Annotated in this window: 23 protein-coding genes, 4 pseudogenes and 1 riboswitch; of the genes and pseudogenes, 18 read left to right on the plus strand and 9 right to left on the minus strand. The window is 69.2% G+C overall.

Annotated elements, in window-relative coordinates; all coding sequences use genetic code 11:
- The first annotated feature begins 1 nt into the window (after window position 1).
- The 5 genes from panD (at window position 2) to ACFW48_RS18745 (ending at window position 5,024) form a co-directional block, all read left to right on the plus strand.
- Window positions 2-439, plus strand: a complete 438-nt coding sequence (panD, locus tag ACFW48_RS18725) for an aspartate 1-decarboxylase (protein ID WP_386315932.1) — start codon at window positions 2-4, stop codon at window positions 437-439.
- Window positions 436-1,791 (plus strand): DUF6002 family protein, encoded by a 1,356-nt coding sequence (locus tag ACFW48_RS18730; protein ID WP_386315934.1) that lies wholly within the window; start codon window positions 436-438, stop codon window positions 1,789-1,791. Before panD ends, ACFW48_RS18730 begins: the two co-directional genes overlap by 4 nt.
- Before the next feature lie 73 nt (window positions 1,792-1,864).
- Complete coding sequence (locus ACFW48_RS18735) at window positions 1,865-3,085, plus strand: GNAT family N-acetyltransferase (RefSeq protein ID WP_386315936.1); 1,221 nt, start codon at window positions 1,865-1,867, stop codon at window positions 3,083-3,085.
- Window positions 3,082-4,194, plus strand: a complete 1,113-nt coding sequence (locus ACFW48_RS18740; protein WP_386315938.1) for a hypothetical protein — start codon at window positions 3,082-3,084, stop codon at window positions 4,192-4,194. The genes ACFW48_RS18735 and ACFW48_RS18740 overlap by 4 nt, the downstream gene beginning before the upstream one ends.
- Window positions 4,191-5,024 carry a methyltransferase domain-containing protein gene (locus tag ACFW48_RS18745; protein ID WP_386315940.1) on the plus strand — a complete coding sequence of 278 codons (834 nt, stop codon included), beginning with the start codon at window positions 4,191-4,193 and terminating at the stop codon, window positions 5,022-5,024. Before ACFW48_RS18740 ends, ACFW48_RS18745 begins: the two co-directional genes overlap by 4 nt.
- Before the next feature lie 83 nt (window positions 5,025-5,107).
- Here the strand turns inward: ACFW48_RS18745 and ACFW48_RS18750 are convergent.
- From ACFW48_RS18750 to ACFW48_RS18760, 3 genes and pseudogenes are all read right to left on the minus strand, one after another.
- Window positions 5,108-5,763 (minus strand): annotated as a pseudogene (locus ACFW48_RS18750) (tetrahydrofolate dehydrogenase/cyclohydrolase catalytic domain-containing protein).
- A gap of 49 nt (window positions 5,764-5,812) precedes the next feature.
- Window positions 5,813-5,898: riboswitch (ZMP/ZTP riboswitch) on the minus strand.
- Between the two features lie 128 nt (window positions 5,899-6,026).
- Complete coding sequence (locus ACFW48_RS18755) at window positions 6,027-6,464, minus strand: ATP-binding protein (protein ID WP_386315942.1); 438 nt, start codon at window positions 6,462-6,464, stop codon at window positions 6,027-6,029.
- Between the two features lie 178 nt (window positions 6,465-6,642).
- The gene (locus ACFW48_RS18760; RefSeq protein WP_386315944.1) at window positions 6,643-7,482 is read right to left on the minus strand and encodes an RNA polymerase sigma factor SigF; all 840 of its coding nucleotides are present in this window, start codon (window positions 7,480-7,482) and stop codon (window positions 6,643-6,645) included.
- 459 nt (window positions 7,483-7,941) lie between these two features.
- Between ACFW48_RS18760 and ACFW48_RS18765 the strand changes: the two genes are divergently transcribed.
- The 5 genes and pseudogenes from ACFW48_RS18765 to ACFW48_RS18785 all read left to right on the plus strand — a co-directional run.
- The gene (locus ACFW48_RS18765) at window positions 7,942-8,298 is read left to right on the plus strand and encodes an STAS domain-containing protein (protein ID WP_386315946.1); all 357 of its coding nucleotides are present in this window, start codon (window positions 7,942-7,944) and stop codon (window positions 8,296-8,298) included.
- Window positions 8,295-9,224: an anti-sigma factor RsbA family regulatory protein gene (locus ACFW48_RS18770; RefSeq protein WP_386315948.1), complete on the plus strand. Its 930-nt coding sequence runs from the start codon at window positions 8,295-8,297 to the stop codon at window positions 9,222-9,224. Before ACFW48_RS18765 ends, ACFW48_RS18770 begins: the two co-directional genes overlap by 4 nt.
- Before the next feature lie 124 nt (window positions 9,225-9,348).
- On the plus strand, window positions 9,349-10,788 hold the full coding sequence (locus ACFW48_RS18775; RefSeq protein WP_386315950.1) for a PP2C family protein-serine/threonine phosphatase: 1,440 nt from the start codon (window positions 9,349-9,351) through the stop codon (window positions 10,786-10,788).
- On the plus strand, window positions 10,785-11,147 hold the full coding sequence (locus ACFW48_RS18780; RefSeq protein ID WP_386315952.1) for an STAS domain-containing protein: 363 nt from the start codon (window positions 10,785-10,787) through the stop codon (window positions 11,145-11,147). The genes ACFW48_RS18775 and ACFW48_RS18780 overlap by 4 nt, the downstream gene beginning before the upstream one ends.
- Window positions 11,148-11,650: 503 nt before the next feature.
- Window positions 11,651-11,908, plus strand: a pseudogene (locus tag ACFW48_RS18785) (transposase); the annotation flags it as partial.
- A gap of 323 nt (window positions 11,909-12,231) precedes the next feature.
- Here ACFW48_RS18785 and ACFW48_RS18790 read toward each other — a convergent pair.
- A pseudogene (locus ACFW48_RS18790) lies at window positions 12,232-12,592 on the minus strand (transposase family protein); the annotation flags it as partial.
- A 54-nt stretch (window positions 12,593-12,646) separates the two neighbouring features.
- Entirely contained in the window at window positions 12,647-13,540 is an 894-nt protein-coding gene (locus ACFW48_RS18795; RefSeq protein WP_386315954.1) for an alpha/beta fold hydrolase, read from the minus strand.
- Between the two features lie 96 nt (window positions 13,541-13,636).
- Between ACFW48_RS18795 and ACFW48_RS18800 the strand changes: the two genes are divergently transcribed.
- On the plus strand, window positions 13,637-14,023 hold the full coding sequence (locus tag ACFW48_RS18800; RefSeq protein ID WP_386315955.1) for a winged helix-turn-helix transcriptional regulator: 387 nt from the start codon (window positions 13,637-13,639) through the stop codon (window positions 14,021-14,023).
- Window positions 14,024-14,295: 272 nt separating this feature from the next.
- Here ACFW48_RS18800 and ACFW48_RS18805 read toward each other — a convergent pair whose 3' ends face one another.
- The 3 genes and pseudogenes from ACFW48_RS18805 to ACFW48_RS18815 form a co-directional block, all read right to left on the minus strand.
- Complete coding sequence (locus ACFW48_RS18805; protein WP_386315957.1) at window positions 14,296-14,832, minus strand: MFS transporter; 537 nt, start codon at window positions 14,830-14,832, stop codon at window positions 14,296-14,298.
- Window positions 14,833-14,886: 54 nt separating this feature from the next.
- Window positions 14,887-15,078 (minus strand): annotated as a pseudogene (locus ACFW48_RS18810) (transposase family protein); the annotation flags it as partial.
- A 144-nt stretch (window positions 15,079-15,222) separates the two neighbouring features.
- Window positions 15,223-16,122 (minus strand): LysR family transcriptional regulator, encoded by a 900-nt coding sequence (locus ACFW48_RS18815; RefSeq protein ID WP_386315959.1) that lies wholly within the window; start codon window positions 16,120-16,122, stop codon window positions 15,223-15,225.
- A 146-nt stretch (window positions 16,123-16,268) separates the two neighbouring features.
- Between ACFW48_RS18815 and ACFW48_RS18820 the strand changes: the two genes are divergently transcribed.
- From ACFW48_RS18820 to ACFW48_RS18845, 6 genes are all read left to right on the plus strand, one after another.
- Window positions 16,269-17,147, plus strand: a complete 879-nt coding sequence (locus tag ACFW48_RS18820; RefSeq protein WP_386315961.1) for an NAD-dependent epimerase/dehydratase family protein — start codon at window positions 16,269-16,271, stop codon at window positions 17,145-17,147.
- A gap of 116 nt (window positions 17,148-17,263) precedes the next feature.
- Entirely contained in the window at window positions 17,264-18,301 is a 1,038-nt protein-coding gene (locus ACFW48_RS18825) for a DMT family transporter (protein WP_386315963.1), read from the plus strand.
- Window positions 18,302-18,413: 112 nt separating this feature from the next.
- Window positions 18,414-19,784, plus strand: coding sequence for an amidohydrolase family protein (locus tag ACFW48_RS18830; protein ID WP_386315965.1), 1,371 nt, complete (start codon window positions 18,414-18,416; stop codon window positions 19,782-19,784).
- A 1,423-nt stretch (window positions 19,785-21,207) separates the two neighbouring features.
- Window positions 21,208-21,441: a YrhK family protein gene (locus ACFW48_RS18835; RefSeq protein ID WP_386315967.1), complete on the plus strand. Its 234-nt coding sequence runs from the start codon at window positions 21,208-21,210 to the stop codon at window positions 21,439-21,441.
- A 177-nt stretch (window positions 21,442-21,618) separates the two neighbouring features.
- Window positions 21,619-22,353, plus strand: coding sequence for an ISL3 family transposase (locus tag ACFW48_RS18840; RefSeq protein WP_386315969.1), 735 nt, complete (start codon window positions 21,619-21,621; stop codon window positions 22,351-22,353).
- Window positions 22,325-23,080: a transposase gene (locus tag ACFW48_RS18845; RefSeq protein ID WP_386315971.1), complete on the plus strand. Its 756-nt coding sequence runs from the start codon at window positions 22,325-22,327 to the stop codon at window positions 23,078-23,080. Before ACFW48_RS18840 ends, ACFW48_RS18845 begins: the two co-directional genes overlap by 29 nt.
- 78 nt (window positions 23,081-23,158) lie before the next feature.
- Here ACFW48_RS18845 and ACFW48_RS18850 read toward each other — a convergent pair whose 3' ends face one another.
- Window positions 23,159-23,521 carry a DUF1330 domain-containing protein gene (locus ACFW48_RS18850; RefSeq protein ID WP_386315973.1) on the minus strand — a complete coding sequence of 121 codons (363 nt, stop codon included), beginning with the start codon at window positions 23,519-23,521 and terminating at the stop codon, window positions 23,159-23,161.
- A 255-nt stretch (window positions 23,522-23,776) separates the two neighbouring features.
- Between ACFW48_RS18850 and ACFW48_RS18855 the strand changes: the two genes are divergently transcribed.
- Window positions 23,777-24,253 carry a RidA family protein gene (locus ACFW48_RS18855; protein ID WP_386315975.1) on the plus strand — a complete coding sequence of 159 codons (477 nt, stop codon included), beginning with the start codon at window positions 23,777-23,779 and terminating at the stop codon, window positions 24,251-24,253.
- Window positions 24,254-24,918: the final 665 nt, after the last annotated feature.

The raw sequence follows: 24,918 nt of genomic DNA on the forward strand, positions 1-24,918 counted from the left end.
TGTGCACCGCACCATGCTCCACGGAAAGATCCACCGCGCCACCGTCACCCAGGCCGACCTTCACTATGTCGGTTCCCTCACGCTGGACCGCGACCTGATGGACGCCGCCGGCCTGTTACCCGGTGAGCAGGTCGACATCGTCGACATCGACAACGGCAACCGGCTCACCACCTATGTGATCGAGGGCGCCCGCGGCAGCGGAGTCGTGGGAATCAACGGCGCCGCCGCCCGCCTGATCTCCGTCGGCGACCTGGTGATCATCATCGCGTACGCCACCGTCAGCGACGAGGAGGCGAGGACGCTGAGGCCCGACGTCGTCTTCGTCGACCGGCACAACCGCCCGCGAGACGTAGGCACCGACCCCGCCCACGTACCCGCCGAGACGGACGCTGCGCAGTTGGTCCGGGGCGACCAGTTGCTTGAGGGAGCCGCCTCGTGACCTCCGCCCCGCCCCTCACCACCGACCAGGTCGGACTTCCCGCATCCCTGACCCGCTACGACGCGGAACTGCGCCGAGTGCTCCACGAAACCGCGGGGGAGGCGCACCACGACGCCGCGGCCTTCACACCGCGCTGGGAACTGCCACGCCCAAGCCCCGCACTGGACGCCTTCTTCGCCCCCAGCACGATCAGCGCCCATCCCCTGACCGAACACCAAGGCCGCCGCGTGGAACTGCTGCACCTGATGCACAACCCACGCACCCGCACCACCAAGACCTACGCCTCCCTGGTGATCGTCGCCCGCGCAGTCGCGCACATCGAGCGCACCGGCGAACGGGTCGTCATCCTCACCCCGTCCAGCGCCAACAAGGCAACCGCGCTCAGGGACGCCGTGCTGCGCGCCCACGAGTGCGGCCTGGCCACCCCACAGGCCCTGGGCATCGCCTGCGTGGTCCCCTCCTCCTCACGCGCCAAGCTGTGGCGCTCCGCCCTGACCGACGACCCGGACCTGCGCCGGAGCAACCCGCTGACCGTGCTGGATACGGCCGAACCGGGCAAGGTCAAGGAACTCGCCCGTACCGTCACCGACACGCTGTCCCCCGCCCTGCACCGGGAACACGGTGTGCGGCTGTGGCACTCACTGGAACTACTCAACTACGCCGTCGCCGACACCGCACGCGCCCTGTTCGAGCGCGACCGGCTGCCCACCGTGCCGCGGTTGCACGCCCACGCCGTGTCCAGCGCCTTCGGACTGCTGGGACACTTCCACGGGCAACAGCACATCACCGGCAAGCAGTGGCCGGACACCTCGGCCGGCTACTTCCTGGTCCAGCACCTGGGCACCCCGGACATGGTCTCCAGCCTCTACCACGACCGCTTCGACTACCGGCCGAGCTGGACCGAGCGCGACGGGCGGCTCGTGCAGGACCACGACCCCCACTTCCCCCGAACCGCCTACGCGCCCGACGAACAGCTCGACTCGACCTTCTACACCCGACAGCCAGCGACCTCGCAACGCATGAACGAGATCATCCGCCGCCAAGGCGGGGGCGGCATCGTGGTCTCCCTGGCGGAGTGTCTCGACCGCTACCCGACCGTGCGCTCCCTGCTCGCACCCACCGGTGTCCACCTGCCCGCCGACCCGCGCCACCTGCGCGAATGGTCCCTGGTGATGGCACTGACCGGAGTACTCAACGCCATCGACCGCGATCTGGTGGACGCCGACGACATTCTCGTCCACGGTTCCGGCTCCTACGCCGCCGGCGACTACGCGGCGGTCCCCGAAGAGCATCTGCGGCCGGTCACGGACGCCGGAGAACTGGCCCTCGCCGTACGTGAAGCGGTCAGCTGACCGCAACGGCGCGGGGCCGAGTCCCGTTCGCGCCCCGCGCCCCCCAGCCCTCCCGCCGCGACAGGGAGCCCCCTTGCTGCTCGCACCCCGCTCGTCCGAACCGGCCACGCCAGCCCGTCCGGCCGCCCCGCGCCCGACGGCCGAACTCGTTCCCTCACTGCCCGCGCGTCTGCGCTACACCTGGAACAACAGCCGGCACCCGGCATGGCGGACCACCCGTCGCATCGTCGACGACGCGCCGACGCGGGTGAGGACCGTCGTCTCCCGTGAGCGGCGCGGCCTCTTGGACATCGCCTACGTCGGACTGCCCGCCGGCCGCACCAACATCCTCCAACTGCTGGAACACCAGCGAAGCATGCTCGGCATGGACACCGGCGGCCGGGAACAAGCCCTCGTAGCGTGGCACGATCTCGCCCGCGGCGCTCTGCCCCCGGCCGACCTGGTCGTCATCGGAGCCGAATCGGGTCGACTGGCCCAGTTGCCCGCAGAACGCGGCATCACCGCACCCTTCCGCATCCATCTCACGGTCGACGTACCGGCACAACTCGACGACCTGGAACAGCAGATCTCCAAGCGCGAACGCTGGCAGTTCCGCCGTGACCACGCACGACACGACTGGACGTGGACTGAGGACACCACCCCCGACGCCCTGGAGTTCTTCTACCGGCGCATGCACCTGCCGACCATGGCGACCCGGCACGGCGACCGAAGCCGCACCGAGGCATGGCCGGTGGCCCGGCACGCCATCCTGCCCAGCGGCAGTCTCTTCTTCCTGACCGACGCGGGTCACCGCGTGGCGGGCGTCCTGTGCCACTGGTCGGCCGACGGCACCACGCTCACCACCCGCCTCCTGGGCGTCCTCGACGGCGACGAGCGCCTCTACCGCGACGGCACCTTCAAAGCGGTCTACCACCACCTGCTGCGCTGGGCCCAAACGCAAGGCGTCCCCCGCGTCGACTTCTACGGCACGGAGGCGTTCATCAGCAAGGGCATCTTCCAATGGAAACGCCGCCTCGGCCCGCGCGTCGAACTCCCACCGAACCACTTCTCCACCAAACGCATCCGCCTCTACGCGCGCCGCGACACCCCCGCCCTGCGCGACTTCCTCGTGGCGAACCCGCTGCTCTCCCACCGGCCGGACGGCTCACTCGTACCGGTCTACTTCACCGACGACCAACGCCCGCCCCGACTCGACCTCAGCGCCCGCTGCCCCGGCCTGCCAGTCCCCCACACCGTCCCTGTCGCCTCACTCTTCGACGGCACCGTCCCGACGCCCGTACCGGTGACGGCGTGACCAGCGGCCCGACCCGTGCGTGGGCCGTACTGGGAACCGGGGCGTTCGCCCAGGGCCTGCTGCGCGGCCTGGCCCATCGCCCAGAGCGCGTCACCACCGTCCACGTCATCGGCCGCACGCACCAGCGGGCCCGCGACGTGGCCGCGCTCGCGACCGGCCACGGAACACTGGCCGGCACGCAGGTGACGTTCGTCCCCCACGACGCCGGCCCCGCCCCAGCCCACCGGCTACGCCCCCTCCTTCAGGACCTGCGACCGGCGTTGCTGATCGTGTGCGCCTCACCACAGTCGCCGAGCGAGGCACGCACCCGAGACTCCGACTGGTCCCGGCTGCTGCGCCGGGCCGGCTTCGGCGCCACACTTCCCCTCCAGGCCGCGCTGGTCCGCCACTCCGTACTGGCCTGCGCCGACGCCTCGCCCGGCACGCGGGTGGTCAACGCCTGCTTCCCCGACCTCGTCAACCCCGCGCTGCACGCCGAGGGCCTGCCCGTGCTGTGCGGACTGGGCAACGTCGCCACCCTCGCCACCGCGACCCGCGCCCGACTCGGCCTGCATGACGACTCCCGCCTGTCGCTGCTGGCACACCACGCGCACCTGAGCGCACCGGACGACCCGCGTGACGAGGCCGCCGGATGGCTGGACGGCGCCCCGCTCACCGAACTGCCGGAAGTGCTCGGCGAGATCCGCGCCATGCCCCGCGACTTCCTCAACGAACTCGGCGCCCACAGCGCCGTGCCGGCGCTGCACGCCCTCACCGACCCTGCCGCCTCCTACACGGGACACCTGCCCGCGCCCCACGGACTGCCGGGCGGCTACCCGGTGCGCATCGACGGCTCCATCCTCTCACTGCGGCTGCCTCCAGGGATCTCCCGCGCCGAGGCCGTCGCCTTCCACCGCGAACGCGAGCACCTCGACGGCGTGCGGCTCGGCGAGGACGGCCTGCTGCGCTTCACCTCCGGCACACACGCCGCCCTCCGCGCATTCGGAGCCGACCTGCCCACCGCCTTCCGGCCCGCCGAACTGCCCGACCTGAACCGGCACCTCCTCGGACTCCGGGACCGGCTGCGGCAGACCTCCACCTCCCCGCCCGACCAGAAGGAAAGCCCATGACCTCCACCCCCGCCACCCCGTCCCCCTACCTCCTCGGAGCCGATGACGACGAGCGCCGGCGCCTGATCTTCCAAGGAAAGTTACTGGAGGACGACACACACGCCCTACTCGACCGACTGCCGCTGCACAAGGGCGACCGGGCCCTCGACATCGGCTGCGGACCGCTCGGCATCATGGACGCACTGTCGGAACGAGTCGGGGAAACAGGCCAGGTCACCGGAGTGGACGCCGAACCCCGCATGATCGAGATGGCCCGCCGCACCATCGACGAACACCACTTGACCAACGTCTCCCTGACCAGCGCGGACGCAGCGGACACCGGCCTGCCGAAGTCCTCCTTCGACCTGGTCCACACCCGCCTGGTCCTCATGAACGTCCCCCACACCGACCAGGTCCTCGACGAAATCGTCGCCCTGACCAAGCCCGGCGGCACCGTGGCCGTGCAGGACGTCGACTGGCTGACCCGGATCTGCGAGCCGCCCCACCCCTCCTGGGACCGCCTCGTCACGGCGATCGCGGAACTCTGGCGCCGCAACGGCATGGACGTCATGCTGGGCCGCCGACTGCCCGGCATGCTGCGCCGACGAGGACTCCAGGACGTCCAGGTCCGGGCGTCAACGCATGTCTTCCAGCACACCGACCCGTACCAGACCCTGCTCGTCGACCGAGCCCAGCTGTGCCGGTCGGCCCTTACCGAGCACGGCCTCATCACCGACCCCGAACTGGACGACCACATCGAAGCACTCTCCCGGCACCTCGACGATCCCGGCACCCTGGTCGTACACGCCACACTCTTCCAAGCATGGGGAACACGGCCCACCAACGCATGACGCCCGGTCACTTACCGGGCCATCCGCTATTTGTGCAGAGCCCATGCTGTTGGAACTCACCCGCCTGTCCGTTTCCATTGAGGTCAGTGGTACTGGATTCCGAGCTGGTTTGCGGCGGCGTCCGCGGTTTGTGCGAGCAGGACGGCGATGGTCATCGGCCTGGCGCCGCCAGGTACCGGAGTGATCAGACGGGCGCGGGTGAGGGCGGTGTCGAAGTCCACGTCGCCGACGTTGCCCGGGTTGTGTCCGGCATCGATACCGTTGCTTCCTTGGCAGGCAGGAGCATCCCCACCGGTTTGCCGAGGATGACGCTGCGGCCCACCACGACAGCGTGCTTGCCGGCGAGGTCGACGTCGTATGCCTCAGCAGCCGCTGGATCCCGCCCGGCGTGCAGGACACGAAGCCCGGCAGGCCAAAGCTCATCGCGGCGCAGGAGTGCATCGTGACCCCGTCGACATCCTTCTACGGGGCGATGGCCGCACCCCCGGATCGGCGGACAGGCCGGCGAGGGTGCCGATCAGCTCGGCAGTCGTGGTGGTGGCAGGCAGACCGTTGAGCCGGGACTGGATACCTGCCTTTGCGCACCTCGCCCGCTTCATACGGACGTACGTGACCGACGCGAGGTCCTCTCCCACCAATACGGTGGCCGGACAAGGGGCAAGGCCCGTGCTCTGTGAAATCTCCGCTGCCTTGACGCAGCCTCTTCGACGACGCGCTTGGCAAGGCTGGTGCCGTCCATGAGCTGGACCGTCTGAGTCGCGGACGCGATCGTCCTCCGGGCGTTGCTGACCACTCGCCCAGGTGCACGGCAACGACGTCTCGTCAGACCGCTCCCCGGTGGTGCTCCACCTCGGCGCCAGTCACGGCCCGCACCGCACTGTAGTCGACCAGCTGCTCCCACAGCGCGGCACCCTCATTCCTGACGCGCCCACGCCCCGTTGGACGTTCACCGACCACCCCGCCCCCGTTCCCATCCAGCTCGGAGGCACTTTGACGAGTCACCTACCCCTCTTCACTCGTGAGAGAGTCTTGTGCTGTGGCCGTTGGACAGAAGCAGGCAGTGACCGATTTGCCGTGAGGGCAGGGACGGGTTCCCCAGTCGTCGGACAGGGCGTCGACGAGGAGCATGCCCCGTCCGCCGAGGCGGTCGCCGCTCGGCGGGCGCGGCGTGGGCAGGGCAGCGGCGTCGTCATGCACGGTGATGTGCAGGCAGCAGCCGTCCCAGGTCACCACGAGCCGGGCCGCGGAGTGCGCGTGGACATGGGCGTTCGTGACCAGTTCGGACACGGTCAGCAGGACGTCTTCTACCGTCTGCGGGAGGCTGTGTGTCCAGCCGAGGGCCTGAAGATGCTCGCGCGTCCAATCGCGTGCCTCCTTCGGGCCGGTGTTCATCGGCAGCGAGCGCGCCCACCCCACTGCCCGCAATGACGACTCCTCCATCACTGTGCCTCCTTACCGGCCCGGCCCCGCCCTGACATCGATGCCCCCGTGTACGCATGGTTGCGGCCCGCCGCGCTGGAGCCCGGAACGGCGGCTTGCCGTAATGCCTCTCATGGACCTCCCTGCCCACGCCGCGGCGCCTACCGTCAGACGGGAAGGCGATCCGTTGGCCAGCAGCTCAAGTGCTGGTGAGCATGCCTTCGCGCAGGCGTGCCAGAAGACGGGAGATGAGGCGGGAGACGTGCATCTGCGAGCAGCCGAGGCGTTCGCCGATCTCCTTCTGGGTGAGTTCGTCGACGAACCGCCAGTGGATGATCTGCCGGTCGCGCTCGTCCAGCTCGGCGATCATCGGGGCGAGGGCGTGGAAGTCTTCGACCAGTTCGAGAGCTCCGTCGTCGGCGCCGATGAAGTCCGCCAGCGCCGACTCGCTGTCCTCGCTGCCGTTGATGGCCGCGTCCAGGGAGGCGGAGTTGTAGCCGTTGGCCGCCAGGCGGGCCTCGACGACCTCGTCCTCCGGCAGACTCATCAGCTCGGACAGTTCCTTGGTGGTGGGGTTGCGGCCCAGTCGGCTGCGCAGCTCCTCGGTGGCCCGGGCCAGCTGGACACGGGCCTCCTGAAGCCGCCGGGGCACGTGCACGGCCCACGAGGTGTCACGGAAGAACCGCTTGATCTCGCCGACAATGTACGGCACGGCGAAGGAGGTGAACTCGACCTCGCGGGTCAGCTCGAACCGGTCGATGGCCTTGATCAGGCCGATCATGCCGACCTGGACGATGTCCTCCATCTCCTCCGGTCCACGGCTGCGGAACCGGCCGGCCGCGAAGCGGACCAGGGACATGTTCATCTCGATCAGCGTGTTGCGCGCGTAACTGTAGTCGGGGGTCCCCTCCTCCAGTATCGCGAGCTGGTCGAAGAACAGCTTCGACAACTCCCGCGCGTCCCTGGGCGCCACCTTCGACGGATCCGCGATCTCGGGTATCGCGGTGGCGCGCTCGGCGGTCTGCACGGTCGTCGTCATGATCTTCCCTCCCGGTCGACCGACCCCAGTGATCGCCGGCTCACGAACCGGCGATGCAGCGTCTACCCCGCCCCCGGCCGGGCATGCAATCCACTAACCGGCATCAGGTCGAACCGTGGAGCTAAGGGTGTTCCCGGTGAGTGTCCAACCGCGTGCTCGGCGAACGCCCGACAGATGCGCGACAGGCGCTGTCGTCGGTGATGCCGGGCGGCCGGTCGCCGTGCCTTGCGGGCCGCGGTGTCCCAGCCCTTCCAGTAGCGAGCGCAGTCGGCTCGGCGGCGATCACGGCAGTGCGGGGCGCGGGTCTTGATCTCGCGGGCGGTACGAAGTGCTTCTTCGAGGAGGCCGGGTGGCCGGCCGACGGGCCGCATTAGACTCCGCGGCTGGAAGGAGTGTCCTTCTGCCCGTGCTGTGCCAACCGGTCGGCAGGTGGCTGGCGGATGATGAAGGAGTCCGAGCGTGGATGCCCCGCATGCGGTGGGCGGACCCGGCCCGGCGGTGCCCGGAAGGGGCGCGTTGGAGGTGAGCTTGTTGCCCGGCCGTCCCGGGATACGAGCCAGCGGTGAGATCAGCGTGGTCACGCGCCCCTCCTGGGAGGAGGCCCTGGCCGAACTGGCCCAGCGGCACGCGGGAGTGTCGTATGTGGAGCTGTCGGATGTGGCGTTCGTCGACGTGGCCGGGGTGACGGCGCTCGCCGTCACGGCCTTGAACCTGCCCGAGGGGCGGGTGGTGGTGGAGCATCCGCCGCCGCAGCTGCCGCGGGTGCTGGAGATGTTCTGGCCGGGCCAGCGCCGGATCGAGGTGGCGCCGCGATGAGCACGGTGACCACCAACGGGGCGTTCGCGCATCCTGCCCTGTTCTACCGCACCGAACAGGAGTACACGCAGCAGACGGTGGCGTTCCTGCAGGAGGGCCTGGCGAATGGCGAGCCGATGGCCGTCGCGGTGCCCGGCCCCAACCTGGACCTGATCAAGAATGGGCTGGGCACGGACGCCGAGGGCATCTTGTTCCTGGACATGACCGAGGCCGGCCGTAATCCGGGGCGGATCATCCCCAAGGTGCTGCGCGGGTTCGCCGACGCCCACCCCGAGGGGAGAGTGCGGATCATCGGTGAGCCGATCTGGGCGGGCCGGTCCGAAGTGGAATACCCGGCGTGCGCGCAGCACGAGGCGTTGATCAACGCCGCGTTCAAGGACAGGGCGGTGACGATCCTGTGCCCGTATGACGACGTGCGGCTGGACGCGGACGTGCTGGCCGATGCGCGCATCACCCATCCCACCCTCATCACGGCCGGCACTGAGCAGGTCAGTGACGCCTACGACTGGGAAGCGGTCGTGGCCCGCTACAACGAGCCGCTGCCGGCCGCGCCGAATGCGGCGATATTCACCTTCGGCGAGAAGGAGCTTCCTGCGGTCCGGCTCTTCGCCGTCGATGAGGCCGTGCGGCTGGGCCTGGCCGGGGAGCGGCTGCTGGATGCGGAGCTGGCGGTGTCGGAACTGACGACCAACAGCGTGGTCCACGGCGGCGGCCGGGGAACACTGGCCATCTGGCGGGAGACCGGCCAGGTCGTCGTCGAGGTCCGCGATGCGGGGCGGCTCGCCGATCCGCTCGCCGGGCGCCGCCCGCCAGAGCGCGGGCAGATCGGCGGACGCGGGCTGATGCTGGTCCACTACGTGGCCGACCTGGTACGCACACACACCGACGCGGACGGCACCAACGTGCGGCTCTACCTCGGCCTGTGACCAACCCGGGCGGCCGTCCGCATCGACGGCCGCCCACGGGCCTGCCTTCATTTCAGCTGCTTGGCCGGTCTATCCTTCCCCACATCGTCGACCACCCGGGCCGACGGACAAGGAGTGGGTAAGGATGCCGCAAGCGGGACACGCGGCCAAGTGGGGGGACACCCCCGAACAGCCGACGCCAAGTGCGGCAGGCGAGGCGGCCCGGCTGGAGGCGGTGCGCCGCTACGACATCCTCGACACGCCACCCGACGGCGCCTTCGACCGCGTCGCAGCGATGGCCGCCCGGCTGTTCGACGTCCCCGTGGCGAGCGTGACGATCGTGGACGAGGACCGGATCTGGTTCAAGGCCGCCCACGGCCTGGACGGTGGCAGCGAGATCAGCCGGGAGCCAGGCCTGTGCGGCTCGGCCATCCTCACCAACGACCCCCTGGTCATCACCGACACCCTCACCGACCCCGTCGCCCGCACCAACGGCCTGGTAACCGGACCGATGGGCGTCCGCTTCTACGCCGCGGCCCCCATCGTCACCGACGACGGGCACCGCCTGGGAACCGTCAACGTCCTGGACACCCAACCCCGCTCCATCACACGCGAGGACACCGCCACGCTCGCGGACCTGGCCGCGGTGGTCCTGGACGAGATGGAACTGCGTCTGTCGGCTCTCAAAGCGGTGCGGGCCGAGCAGGAACGCCGCAAGGTACAGGAAGAGGCCCGCGCGCGGGCGGAGCGGGACAAGGCCGCCATCGCCGCGTTCGCCTCCACCCTCCAGCGCACCCTGCTGCCACCCACCCTCCCCGTGGTCCCGGGACTCGAGCTGGCATGCCACTACACCACCGCCTCCCCCCAAGAGGTCGGGGGCGACTTCTACGACGTCTTCCCCCTCGACAGCAGCCGCTGGGCGTTCTTCCTCGGCGACGTGTGCGGCAAAGGCCCCGAAGCCGCCGCCGTGACCTCCCTGACCCGCTACACTCTGCGCGCCGCCGCCCTGATCAACTCGGATCCCGACGCGGTCCTGACAGCACTGAACAGCGCACTGCTCCTCGACCCGTCAGTAGGCACCCGCTACTGCACCGCCGTCTTCGGCATCCTCCAGCCCCGCAGCGACGGATCATTCGACATCACCATCGCGACCGGCGGCCACCCGCCCGTCTACCACCTGTGCACCGACGGGACGAGCCGGCTGGCCGCCCCCGTCCGGCCCGAGGGCGGCATGCTCATCGGAGCCCTGCCCGAGGCCCGCTTCGCCTCCCACACCTTCCGCCTCACCCCCGGCGAAGCCCTGCTCCTCTACACCGACGGACTCACCGAAGCCCGCACCCAGGACGGAACGATGATCGGCGAGGACGGCCTGACCCGCTTCCTGACCGGCCGCACCCGGCCCGTCAGCGCCACCGCCCTCATCGAGGACACCACCGCCCTCATCGACGCCCTCCCCCATGGCGCCGACGACGACGTCGCCCTGCTCGCCCTGTCCGTACCCACCCCCGACACAGCCACGGACGGCGCCAGCGCCGTCGCCCACGCCATCGCCCCCGCCGGCCCGCAGCCGAAGAGCCGCCCGTGAACCACGTCCAGCTGACCTGCCAGCACACCGACGGCGACCTCGCCCTGGTCGCCGTCACAGGTGAACTCACCCACACCACCGCACCCCTCGCACGCGCCCAAGCCCTCGACCTCGTCGCCCAGGGCCACCACCACCTCATCCTGGACATGGGCCAGGTGACCTTCTGCGACTCCGCCGGCTTCAGCGCCCTGGTCGGCATCTGGCGCTGCGCCCGGGAAGCGGACGGAAGCCTTGTCCTGGCCGCCGCACCCGACCGGCTCGTCCGCATGCTGTACCTCACCGGCCTCGACGAACTCCTGCACAATCACCCCACCCTCCACGACGCGCTGGCCGCCCACGCCGCCCGGTGCAGAGGCTAGAGGGCGTGTTTCGGAATCCTGCCTGTTGACCTTCAGCCGCGCTCTCGGCAGGGCACAGATATGACGAACGCGTTCACGGAGGTCCGGGACGGTGCCCTGGCGCAGCTGCCCGCCGACACGGGTCTCGACGGGGAGCTGGTGGTGTGGCAGGCCGGACGGCCGGCGTTCGAGCGCCTGCAGCAGCGCCTGGCCCGCCGCCGCGACGTCGGCGTTCTCGCCGCGGCACAGGCCTGGCCGGCCCACTACGTGAGCAGCGGTACGCCGGTGGGATCAGCCGGCGTTTCGGTGTGCTGGTGGAGTCACCGATCGATCCGTTCAACCGGCCGCGCCATCGGGGTGACTTCGGCTTGCGCGTACCGCCGTCTCAGCAGGCGATGCGGGAGCTCTTTGCGGCGTGGCGGGGTGCCCTGCCGCAGGCACGCAAGGAGGCAGTCGCCTGCCGGGAGGCCGCATCGGTCAGGCACAGAAGGCTGTGCCACGTGACTTGATGTTCGAGCGCCATGATGCCGACCGTGAGTGCTGATCTGTCGAAGCGTCTGGTTCCTGATGAGCTCTGGGAGCTGGTCGCCCCGGTGCTGCCGACGTTCGCGGCTCGACCGCAGGGTGGCGGGACCGCTCCGCGTGACGAGCGGGCCGTGTCCAGCGCAGTGGTGTACGTGCTGACCAGCGGATGTGCCCGGCGTCATCTGACGCCGACGTTCGGCACGTCCTCCGCCACCGCGCATCGCCGCTTCACGGTGTGGACCGGGGTCGGCCTGTGGCGTCGGCTGCATCGGGCGGTGCTGGACGAACTCGGAGCCCGGGGCGAGGTGGACTGGACCTCGCGATCGTCGACGCGGCCTCCGGTCGCGCCGAAAGGGGGATGTCTGACGTGGCCGAACCCGATCGATCGCGGCAAGAAGGGCAGCAAGCTCCACGTGCTGTCCGATGCCCAGGGAGCCCCGCCCGCCGTCGCCGTGTCAGGTGCGAACATGCACGACGGTCTCGCCCTCAAGCCGCTCATCCTCGGCATCCCCGCGGTCCGGTCCCGCCGGGGTCCACGGCGGCGCCGGCCCGTCAAACTCCGTGCGGACAAGGAGCTTCTTCAGCATTGCCGCTCCAGGGTGAGGACGGCTTTGGCGATTGACGTCATGCAGTTCGGACTGTATCGAGATTTACGGAAGATCCGCCGTGACGCCAAGCGGGAGACGCCGCGCTCGACCCGTGCCCCGTGCTGCGGCTAGGGTGCGGTTGTCGGTCTTCCCAGTAGGGGTGAGTTCCCGCAGGGGCCTGCGTATGATGCCCGTGCTCACCCAGGGGCCGCCGCGTTGGTAGGCAAGATCGGCCAGGATGGGGATGCCCTGGCGCTCGCAGACGCGGGTGCGGGCGGCGGTCAGATCGTGGGCACGGCCCGGCAGCGCGGGTGGGAGCCACAGCAGTCGACCGTCCGGTTCGGTGACCGCCTGCCCGTCCGCCATGATCGCTACGCTACCGCGCCGAGCATCGGGGCGGTCGAGTGGTCAGAGGTCCGCGGCGAGGAACGGACACAGCAGGGGCAGCAGGGCGTCGGGACGGTCCAGGGGGATGATGTGGCCGCAGTCTTCGATGACGTGTCCTTCCAAGTCATCAGCGTAAGGGCGCAGTTGGTGTTCGAGAGCGCGGCCCACAGGGTGAGCGCCGATCGTCATCGCGGGGACGCTCAACCGAGCTGAGTCCACTGCTGACCGGATGTGGCGGGCGGACGCCGGCAGCGCGCGGTACGGGCCGAACGCGGCGCGCAGCGCGTCGCTTGCCGCGTAGGCCCGGACGATGGGGGCGCGCAGGTCCCGCGGCACCCCGCGGCCGAGCGTGCCGCGGTCGAGGAACCACTCCACGTACCGCTCCTCGTGCCCCACCAGTACCGACTCCGCCAGCCCGGGCTCACCGTGGAAGCCGAACCACCACGGCGGGCCGTCGGCGAGGAAACCCTCGGCCCCGGGCAGCCGGCCCAGCAGCGACTCCATGACCACCACCCGCCGCACGAGGTCGGGCCTACGCATGGCCAGCAGGAAGGCGGGCGGAGTGCCGACGTCGATGCCCACCACGGCCGCGGAGGGGGCGCCGAGCACCTCGAGCAGGCCTTCGGCGTCGTCGGCCAGCGTCCCGGCATCGTAACCGTCCGCGGGCCGGTCGCTGTCGCCGAAGCCCCGCAGATCCGGTGCGATCACCCGGTAACGCGTGGCCAGTTCGCCGATGACATGACTCCACACCCGCCAGGTGTGCGGGAAGCCGTGCAGCAGCAGGACAGCGGGCCCCTGTCCTGCCGTCGCCACGTTGAGTTCGACGCCGTTGGCCGTGACTCGGCGCAACTCGACCTCGGGGCGAGACTCGGGATGAGAGGGGTCGGCGGGCAGGGGGACGGTCCTGGCGGTCATGTGCACTCCAGTGGTATCGATTGGTGACAAGGGAACGATAGGTAAGTACGCTGGTGTGTCCAAGACGGCACTTTCTCTTCAGGTGGTGAGCTCCAGGTGACCTCCCAGGTCAGGGGCGATTCGAACGTACGCGGCGACCTGTTCGACCCGCAGTGCCCAACACGTCGGCTGCTCGACCGGATCGGCACGAAGTGGACGTCGATGGCGGTCAAGGTACTGGCGGAGGCCTCCCCGCAGGAGGTGCGCTTCGCGGAACTGCAGCGCCGGATGCCGGGGGTCTCACAGAAGATGCTCTCCGTGACGCTGCAGAACCTGGTGCGCGACGGCCTGGTCACGCGCCGCGTCGAGCCGACAGTTCCGCCCCGCGTGCACTACCGGATCACCGAACTCGGCCTGTCACTCGAGGTCGCGCTCGCCGGCGTCCGCACCTGGGCCGAAGAACACATGGCCGAGGTCGACCGGGCAAACGAGTTGAGCCACTGAACGGAAGAGACGGCTCTGAGCGGCTGCGTTCGACGTACCGGGCTTCCACGGCGACGGGACCCTCGCCGCTCACTTGTCGGTGATACGCGCAGTCAGGCGGGCCGGTGAGGGAAGACAGCCTCGGAGCCGGGCCGCTGCCGATCGTCCGGGCTGAGCGTGTCGCGGTGGCGGTATCGAGCCGTTCGGCGCGCTGTGCGCGCTCCCGCCGGAGCCGGGTGCGCCCCGAGTCAGCAGCGCACGGCGCGCATCGCGGCGATGCGCCCCTCTCTCGATCAACGCCCTGCGGGAAATGCTGCGCGTCGGCCGAAGCCGACCGTGACGAGCGCCATGAGTGTGAGAGCGATCATCCCGGCTGGAAGAACCGGCGCGCCCACACCATCGACGACCACAGCCCCTACAGCACCGCCCGCAAAGATCGCCATGTTGAAGGAAGTCGTCAGCATCGCGTTCGCCGCATCGGCGTTCTCACCCGCGGCCTCCCCCATGGCCGTCTGCAACTGCGTCGCCGAGCCGCCGAACGCGAGGCCCCACAGGACGATCGCGAGCAGCACGAGCACAGTGGACTGCTGCGCGGCGGCAAGAAACGCTGCGGCGACGATGAACAGGGTCACACTCGCCAGGGTGAGCCTGCGAAGTGCGCGGTCGATGAAGATGCCGGTAATCCAGATCCCTCCGAGCGCGGCGACACCGAAGACGAGAAGTGTGATGTCCGGCCGGAGCGCGAGATGCATCTGCTGCAGATAGGAAGCGATGTAGGTGTAGAGCAGGTTGTGCGCGAGCATCCAGTCCACCCCGAGGTGCTGGCTCACTCGATGGTCTCGCGGCTCATCCGCTCCAGTGGGTTCGCGGACTGAGCGTTTCCAGCGCTGACGCTCCAAGGTGAGGACCGCTGCGGTGTTTGACGGCAGGCGGTTCGGGCTGCATCGGGCTCTGCGGAAGATCCGCCAAGACTTCAGCCTTGCGACGACCCCCCGTTCGACTGGTGCTCGGGCTGCTCACAGTGCCCGGTTAGTCGTGCGCTGGGTGGGTGTGAGTTCTCGGCGGGGCGGGCGTCGAGGCTCCCGCGCCGGTGGGTTGAGACGTAGAACACCTCCTCCAACGGCACGGGAGCCTCGTGTGTTGCGGGGACCGATCCCGTCACCCGATCAGTGGCCACGCTGAAAGAGCTCAGTGATTCGTACGTGGTCGCGTACGTCTGCCTAGAACACGCGGTCGCGCCGGATGTGGTGCGGGATGAGGTCGAGGAAGGCGTGCAGCGCCCGTGTCGGCGGGCGCGTCGCCGAGGCGACCACGCCGAGCGTCCAGGACAGGGGTGCGTCCGCGAGGGGGACGGGACACACAGCGCCCCCGGCCGTCTCCGCGAAGTCCGGGGGCAGCAGCGCCACGCCCAGACCGTGCGCCACGTACTCCGCGATCGTGGTGATGTCCGACACCTCGATCAGGACACGCCGGGACAGCTCCGCCCTCGTGAACGCGTCGTCCACGATCTGGCGTTGCCCGAACCCCATCGGCATGTCGACGAAAGGCTCCCCGGCAACATCCCTGAGCCGCACGCTCTTGCGGAGAGCCAGTGGGTGACCGGCAGGAACGAGCAACTGGACGTGGTACCTCTTGACGGCCCTCACTCTGAGGTGTGGGTCCTTGATATCGGCTCCCACGAAGGCTACGTCGACGTGGCCTTCCTTGATTTTTTCGACCAGCCCGGAGGTCCCCCGCTGGGAGGTCTCGGTACGCAACCGGACCTCCGGATGGCGCCGGTGGAAGTCGCCTGCCAGTGCGGGCACGTCGATAACGGTCAGTCCGCTGAGAACCCCCACGGTGAGGCTGCCGCGCAGCCCCGTGGAGAGCGGCTCCACCGCGGCCCTGGCCCGGTCGAGTGCCTCGATCGCGGTACGCGCCTCGGGCAGGAACGCCGAACCGGCCTCTGTCAGTCTGACCGACCGTGTGGAGCGGATGAGCAGTTCTGCCTTCAGGTCCTGCTCCAGGGCCTTGATGCCGGCCGAGAGCGTGGACTGTGTCACGTGCAGTCGCTGGGCCGCCCGTGTGAAGTTCAGTTCCTCGGCGACCGTGAGGAAGTACTCCAGTCTCCTTTGATCCACTGATCCACCAGTCCCTCATTTATCGACGTTCCCGATTAGATATTCGGAAACATTCGTTGGACACGATAGTCAGCCGGAGTGACCGTTGTCGTGCGGGCTACCGACCCGTCCAGGAAAACGTCAGACGTCAGTGAAAGAGGATGACCATGCGCGTACTGCTCACCGGCGGCACCGGCTACATCGGAGCCTCGGTGCTCGACCGGCTCATCTCCGGCGGCCACCAGGTGACCGCCGTGGTCCGTTCCGCCGAGAAGGCCGAACTGGTGCGGGCCAGGGGTGCGGAGCCGGCCATCGCCGACCTGTCCGACAGTGACGCTCTCCAGGAGCTCGCGGCCGCGAGCGACGGCGTGGTCCACGTCGCGTCACCGGGTGACGAGACCAGTGCGACCGTCGACGAGGTGGCCGTCACCAGCTTCCTGCGCGCGCTGCGGGACACGGACCGGCCCTTTGTGCACACCACCGGCGTCTGGCTGCACGGCAGCGGTTCCGCGATCACCGAGTCGACCGCCATGAACGCCCCGCGCCTGACCGCCTGGCGGGTGCCGCTTGCCAAGCAAGTACGCGACGCGCAGGCCGTCAGAACCTCGGTCATCGCACCGGCGGTGGTGTACGGGCACGGCGGCGGCCTGCTGAACCTCGTCGCCGCCGGTCCGCGAACTACGGGGAACGCCCCGGCCCTCACCATGGTCGGGCCCGGTGACCAGCACTGGAGCACCGTGCACGTGGACGACCTGGCCAAGCTGTACGTGCTCGCGCTGGAGAAGGCCCCGGCCGGTTCGTACTTCCTCGGCGCCGGCGGCGTGAACCCGACGGTACGGGAGATCACCGAAGCGGTGAGCCGTTCCGTCGGTCTGGCCGGACGCGTCGAGCCCGAGCCCGTCGTGCAGACACTCGACCGGCTCGGCCTGCTCGGCGAGGCCCTCCTGCTCGACCAGCAGGCCTCGGGCGGCACCGCCCGGCGCGTACTCGGCTGGTCGCCGCAGGGGCCGTCGGTCCTCGACGACATCGCGCGTACGGACTTCTGAGCGAGAACCGCGCCACCCCGGGCTTCGCGGCAGGTGGGACCGACCGGACACCAGTGGCCGGGACATCAAGGCCCTGTCCGGCCGCGCCCCTTCCCGCCTTCCTGAAGGGCTTCGACATGACCATCCCCACCGCGCCGCCTACGTCGGGCCGCCGTCCTGCCGGGCCCGGTCCGCAGTCACCGGGGCGCTCCCGCACGTCCGCGTCCCGCGGCGGATTCCTGGCCGTCGCGGCGGCCATCGCCGCCGGAATGGTGGTACCGGTACAGGCCCGGCTCAACGGTGAACTGAGCCACAGCCTTGATGACGGCATCGCCGCAGCGGCGATCAGCTTCTCGGGCGGATTCGTCCTGCTGTCCCTCCTCACCCTCTTTTCACCCGGGCTGCGTGACGCGCTGCGGAGAATGACCGGGGCCGCCCGGGACGGCCGGCTCCCCCGCCGGTACCTGCTGGCCGGTGTGCTGGGTGGCACGTTCGCGCTGGCCCAGTCCACCGCCGCGCTGATCACCGGCGTCGCCGTGTTCACCGTGTCAGCCATCGCCGGACAGACCCTCGGCGGTCTGATCGTGGACGCCCGGGGCATCGGCGGCGGCTTGAGGCAACGCCCGGGCGCCGCCCGGCTCACGGGAGCGGCCGTCGTCCTGGTGGCCGCGGTCGTGTCCGCGCTACCTCGCTTCGCCGACACCCCAGCGCCCGCCACCATCGTCCTGCCCGTCCTCGCCGCGGTCGCCGCCGGCTTCCTGCTCGGCGTGCAGCAGGCCCTGAACGGGGCGGCGGCCGCCGCGTCAGGCTCGCCGCTCGCCGCGACCTGGCTCAACTTCTGCGTCGGAGCGGTGTTTCTCACCGCCGCCTGGGGCGTGAAGACACTCGTCCAGGGAACGTCGGGGCATCCGCTGCCCACCAGTTGGTGGGTCTACCTCGGCGGCCTGTGCGGCATGGTGTTCATCGGTGCCTCGGCATTCCTCGTGCGCCGGATCGGTGTCCTGCTGCTGAGCATGGCCTCGATCGCGGGACAGCTCGCCAGTTCGATCGCCCTGGACTTCCTGGCCCCCTCCGGCGGTCAGCTCCCCTCCGTCCTCACCGTTTTCGGCGCGTTGCTCACCTTCGCCGCCGTCTGGATCGCCTCCCGGCGCCCACGTGGCACCTCCGGCAAGTGATCCCCGTCTGTGCCCGGACCGGGCGCGGACCTGACCCACCGTCCCTTTCTTCTCATCCCTTTCTCAACGGACAAGCGACACAGTGCCGCCCACGGCACGAAAGGAACAACAGATGTCCCACAATCAGCCGCAGAACAAGGAACGCATCCTGATCAAGGGCGCGTACCTGATGACGCAGGACAACAAGCTCGGCAACTTCGTGGGCGACGTCCTCGTCGCCGACGGCAGGATCGTCGAAGTCGGCCGGGACCTGTCCGACGACCGGGCCCGGGTCGTCGAGGGCACGGGGAACGCCGTGCTGCCCGGCTTCATCGACACCCACCGCCACAACTGGCAGGGGGCGCTGCGCAACCTGGGCCCCGCCTGGACCTATGAGGAGTACCGCAGCAACGTGCAGATCGGCCTCGGCCAGCACTTCGAACCTCGGGATGTCCACGTCGGCAACCTGGCGGCGGACCTGATGTCACTCGACTCCGGGGTGACGACCGTGCGGGATGAGTCCCACATCAGCAACAGCCCCGAGCATTCGGACGCGGCGATCGCGGCACACTGGGAGTCGGGCATCCGCGCCGTCTTCGACCACGGCTGGCCGTCGACGGAGGCCGAGCAGTGGCAGTTCGGCAGCAACCGCACGCATCCCGCCGACATCCGGCGCATCCGCAACGAGGTGCTGTCCGACGACTCGGCGCGGGTCACGCTGAACGCGATGCTCCGCGGACCGGAGCTGTCCACCCCCGACGTGTCCGCACAGGACATCCGACTCGCCCGGGAGCTGGGCCTGCGGATCAGCATGCACGTGGGCCTCGGTGAGTGGGGGGCGGATCAGCAGGCCATCCGGCAGCTCGCCGAGACGGGGCTGCTGGCCTCCGACATGACGTTCATCCACTGCTGCACGTCGACCGACGAGGAGCTGAGGATGCTGGCCGCGCACGGGGCCACCGCGTCCGTGGCCGGCGCCCTGGAGGTTTTCATGCCGGGCCTCGGCCAGCCGGCCACCAACCGACTACTGGCCGCCGGTGTCCGCCCGAGCCTCAGCGTGGACACCGAGACGATCGTGAGCGGTGACATGTTCGGCGTCATGCGGGCAACGCTCGCCTACCAGCAGCTGATCCTCGCCGGCGCGGCCGGACCCATGGACCGGATCGCCGGCCTGCCGACCTTCGACGCCGCCGACCTGCTGTCCTTCGCGACCATCGAGGGCGCGCGGGCCGCAGGGATCGACAACCGCACCGGCAGCCTGACCGCCGGCAAGGAGGCAGACCTGATCATGATCCGCCTCGACCACGCCAACCTGCTGCCCGCTACGAACGTCGCCGCCACGATCGTCGCGGGCGGCCACGCCGGCAACGTCGACATGGTCGTGGTGGCCGGTGACGTCCTCAAGGAAAACGGTGTGCTGAAGGCCGGGGACACCGTCTTCGACGAGGCCGCGGCCTCCCGTGACCGGCTGTTCCACGCCGCCGGCCTGCCGCTCCCCGACTGAGCCGACCGGCCGGCCACACGCGCGAACGCGAACGCTGGCCGACTGACGGATGCGCGCCACGGCGACGGCCGGCAGGGGCCTTCCCTGCTACAACGACCAGCCCGAGGGGCGGATGTGAGGGCGGTCAGTCTTCGTCAAGGTTTCTGCGGAGGTCATCGGCCAGCAGATCCTGGACCTGAGCACTGACCTGCCTGGTCGTACTCGGCATGTAGCCCAGTCAGGCGGGCCTGCGCCTCCTTCAAGGCGCGGTCGCTGATGTGGGAGTAGGTAGCCGGCATCTGTCCGACGGGCACGGGCCATGCAAACCGGTGGAGCCCCGGGGAACCTGCCCGCTCACGCAGCCTCCCTCGGATGCGTCGTCGGGTTCCTTGCTGTTCGACTCCGGGAATCCACGAACCTGCTCGCTTACGTCTTCGACCTACTGCGCCTGCGCCGGCACCGACCTTACCGCCTGGCCCTACGCACGCCGTCGCGCCGCCATCAAGGACCTGTTCACCGAGGCGGGGCTGACCGGCCCGTTCACGTTGTGTCCGGCGACCACCGATCCGGCAACCGCGCGTGAGTGGCTGACATGGACGGCGGCTGGCATCGAGGGCCTGTGCTTCAAGCACCTCCAGGAGCCCTACCGCCCGGGCCGACGGGCGGCTCGGAAGTACAAGGTCCGCGCCACCACCGAGGCCATCGTGGGCGCCGTCACGGGACCGACGACCGCGCCGCGCACGCTGCTGCTAGGCCGCTACGACCCCATGGGCATGCTGCACTGCACCGGCCGGGCGGCCCCGCTCGCACGCGCTGCCGCGACTTCACTCGCCGGGCTGCTGGTGCCGGCGGCGGGCGGGCATCCGTGGACGGGCCGCACGTTCACCGCGGGCTGGGGCGCGCGACGTCCTGGACGTCACTTTGATTTGGCCCGGTGCCGTGGTGGAGGTGGTGGTGGACGCGGCAGGCCGGTGGCGGCACCCGGTACGGCTGCACCGCGCCCGCCTCGACGTGGGCCCGGGTGCGGTGCCGCTGTTCGGTACCTGACCGGGCGCGCGCAGAGGGCGGCGGTAGGTCAGGAGTTGGGATGCGAGGGGGCCTTGAGCTTCCAGCCGCTGCCGGTGCAGGTGTCGTGCAGTGGCGGGAACCGGTGGCCTTTGACGTCGGTGCTGTACTCGCGGTGCTGTCCGCAGTCGCATTCGTGATGCCGGAGGTCGGCACGATCTCGCCGGGCGAGTGGAGTTCGTCATCGTTGCTCATACGACCTGTGTACGACGCGGGCGGCGATGCCGCGGCCACAGGCGCAACCGCCGGCAGGCGGAGACGAAACCGGGAGGCCGGAAGCTGGGGCGGTCGCGCGACGGAGGTTTCCCGCGTCGTTCCAGGCGGTACCCCCACAGCTCCGCGCAGCCACGGAACGATCCGGTACAGGAGGGACGAAGATATGCTGACCCGACTCGAGCGGTACCTGCTCCAGGACTTCCCGTTCATCCATCTGGTCATCGGCGGGTTCGGCAACACGGCGTTCCTGGTTGGCAGCGTGTGCTTCCTGTTTCCCAGCTTGGAGAGGATCGCCTTGTGGCTGTTCGTGCTGGGGTCACTGGGCATGTTCATCGGCACCCTCGGTGAGGTGTTCGTCCGGCACGCGCGCAAGTCCCGTCAGCGAACCCAGAGCTGACCACCAGCATTGACAGGCTCCGTACCTGTCCGTGTTCAGCGGGCTACCTTACCCGTCGAACCCCGAGAACCACCGAACGGGGATCTGGCACACATTCCGTGAGGACGATCAGCAGGGTTTCGCCACGGTGACCTCGCGTCATCTGGGATCGTGGTGCCGTGTGATGACCTCATAGCGGTGCTGTTTCCGCACTTCAATGCGGTTCTGGTGGAGCGGGTGTTCACGGAGTGCGGTGTGGTGCACATCGTTGCGAGAACCCTCGATGGCAGTGCTTCATGCCCGGACTGCGAGCTTCCGCCGAGTCGTGTGCACAGCTGCTACGAGCGTCGGCTGGCCGATACTCCGGTCGGCGACCAGCCGGTGCTGATTGAGCTGACCGTGCGGCGGTTGTACTGCGATAACGCCCCGTGTGGGCGTCGTACGTTCGTCGAGCAGGCCGAGGGGCTGACGTTTCGGTACGGAAGACGGACGCCTGCTTCGCGCCGGGTTCTGGAGGCCGTGACCGTCGCGCTCGCCGGCCGGGCGGGAGCCCGGCTGACCGTGGTGCTGCACAGTGCGGTCAGTCGGATGACGCTGCTGCGGCTAGTGATGGCGCTTCCTGATCCCTCCTGGGCAATGCCCAGGGTGCTCAGGGTCGACGATTTCGCCACCCGCCGCGGGCAGCACTATGGAACGGTGCTCATCGACTGCCAGACCCGCAAACCGCTCGGCCTGCTGCCGGGACGGGACGCCGGGACCCTGGCCACATGGCTCATCGAACACCCTGGCGTCGAGGTGATCTGCCGAGATCGCGCCGGTTCCTACGCTGAAGGCGCCCGCCTCGGAGCCCCACAGGCGGTCCAGGTCGCTGACCGCTTTCACCTGTGGCAAAACCTGGGAACCGTTGTCGCCGATCGAAGCCCGCATCCGTGAACGTCACGCCATCGTCCACGCCCTCCTCGATCAGGGCCACGGCATCCGGGAGATCGCCCGAGAATTACACATGGGCGCCAATACGGTGCGCCGATGCGCCCGCGCGGCCATCCCTGAGGAGTTACTCGGCGGTCGGCGGCAACCCCGGCCCAGCCAACTGGACACCTACAAGCCCTATCTGGACACGCGCTGGGCTGAGGGCCACACCAATGCCGTTCACCTGCACGCAGAGCTGAAAAAGCTCGGCTACCGCGGCAACTACCAAACCATCAGCGACTACCTGCGGCCACGGCGCCGACGCCGCGTCCGCGTCGTCGGGCCTGCGCCACTCGGAATCCGGCAAGTCACTGGGTGGATCATGCGCCACCCCGACCGGCTCTCGGAGAGCGAGGGCAAACAGCTGACCGATATCCTCGCCCGCTGCCCTGAACTCGCGGCGCCCGACCGTCTCGTTCGCAACTTTGGCGAGATCCTCTCCACTCGCACCGGCCAGCACCTGAAGGACTGGGTCATCGGCGCGCGAGCCGAGAATCTTCCCGGCCTCCACTCCTTCGCCACCGGCCTGGAGAAGGACTGGGACGCCGTCGTCCAGGGCCTGACCACCCACTGGAACTCCGGTCCCGTCGAAGGCCGGGTCAACCACATCAAAATGGTCAAGCGCCGGATGTTCGGCCGCGCCAAACTCCCGCTCCTCCGCAAACGGGTACTTCTCACGGCCGTCCGATGACTGTGCTGCTCAGACTGTGACTGAGTGGGGAAAGACAACGAGCGCGAAATATCTCGGCGCGAGGAGGCGGCTGCAGGACTACGTGGTCGACTGGCCCGCTCGGCCGGCTTCTGTTCGTAACTTGCGAGCTCGCTCGACCGGGTCGTAGTTCGGTCCGACGCCCTCGATCAGCAGCAAGTCACCCTCGATGTGATCGGTACGCAAACTCAGGATGGCCCGGTAGGCGGGAGAGTCGTACCAGGCACGGGCTTCGGCAAGGCTGGGGAACTCGATCAGCACCATGCTGCCGGGCCACGTACCCTCTACGACTTCGGCCGGCGGGCCGTGGATGACGAAGCGGCCTGCGAAGGGGTCGAGGGTCGCCTGGATGCGCTCCAGGTACTCGACGATGTCGGAATGATTCCGGCGGCTGCGGAGATGAGCGAAGCCGTAAGCGGACACCACGAGGCTCCTTCGTTCCGGGGTGTTAGCGATGACCAGAACGTAGCTGAGGGTGGTTGGGCGGTGCGATTACCTCGGGGGTAATCGCACCGCCACATCGAGGGCACGTGCCAAGGCCGCCGCCCCACCGTTCGCCTCACGGAATGTGTGCCAGATCCCCGAACGGACAGCACATGTCGACCACTTCGGAAGGCACCAGAGAAATTATGCTCCCGTCCTTCGGGAATGGATCACGAACTTCCATAGCTGTTGCGTGTGGAACACACCGAGTGGCGCTCACGGCCACTCGGCTTCACTGGCAAGTTGAGGGAGTGCAGCATCATGTCCGTTACACAGGTCGCTGTCGAACGTGTGCGTGTTTCCGCGGAGCCCGACTGGTACGAGTCGGCCGGCATCTCACTCGGTATCCGGGTCGGGAACCTGGTCTTCACATCGGGCCAGGCCCCGATTGATGCCCAGGGGGCCACGGTCGGCGTGGGAGACTTCGAGGTCCAGGCCCGTCAGGCGCTGGCGAATCTGGCCACGGTGCTGACGAACGCGGGCTCGAGCCTCGCCGACACGGTCAAGGCGACGGTGTTCGTCACCGACATCACGCGGCAGGACGTCTTCGCCGGACTGCGCGCGGAATACTTCCCGGACAAGCCGCACCTCGCGGAGTCGTTCGTCGAGGTTTCCTCACTCGCCGATCCCGACTGGATGATTGAGATCGAGGCGATCGGTCTCGTTCGCTGAGGTACGACGGCCTGTGTGCTGCGCCGGCTGCGGCGGAGTCGCACAGGCGGCCTTGACGGCTCAGCGGTCGGCGGTGTGTACGCACGAGACGTGGCAGTGGCTGACGTCAGTGGCCCAGCCTTGTGAGGAGGAACTGGCGGGTGAGAGAACGTACGTCGTCCCCACGCTGAATTTGCGGGCAGGGCGTTGCACCAGAGTCCGACGCGGCAAGTGGTATTGATCTCACCGAGGCAACGGCCGATTGCGCGAAGATCGCGCAGATTCTCGGGCTCGAAGACTCCGCGTTCCATGAATCCTTCGGAGACGCGGCAGAGGAACTCGACCTTTTCCACGACGTCCTTCGTCTCCAGCCCACGCTCGTGAAAGCGGATGCCGCCGGCGGCATGGCCCGAGTGAGCTACAGGGTGAGGGCTTGCCGAAGTTCGACCAGCGGGCGCAGCCGTGGACGAAGGAGGGCGGTGCCTGGAAGTACGACACCTGCTGACGGACCGGCGTGTTGCGTGATCGACCACAGCCTCATGAGCCCCCGGGGGGGGTGACCGTGCCACAGGTGGCCGGGGGGGGGGGGGGGGCGCGGCCCGACGCCCCGCGCCGGCCCGCCCCCCCCCCCGGGGCTCTCTGTTCGGGTGTGGGGGCGGGTCCCGGCACGGCGATAGGGAGAGTGA

It is taken from the genome of Streptomyces sp. NPDC058812 (genome assembly GCF_042744565.1).
Lineage (GTDB): Bacteria > Actinomycetota > Actinomycetes > Streptomycetales > Streptomycetaceae > Streptomyces > Streptomyces thinghirensis.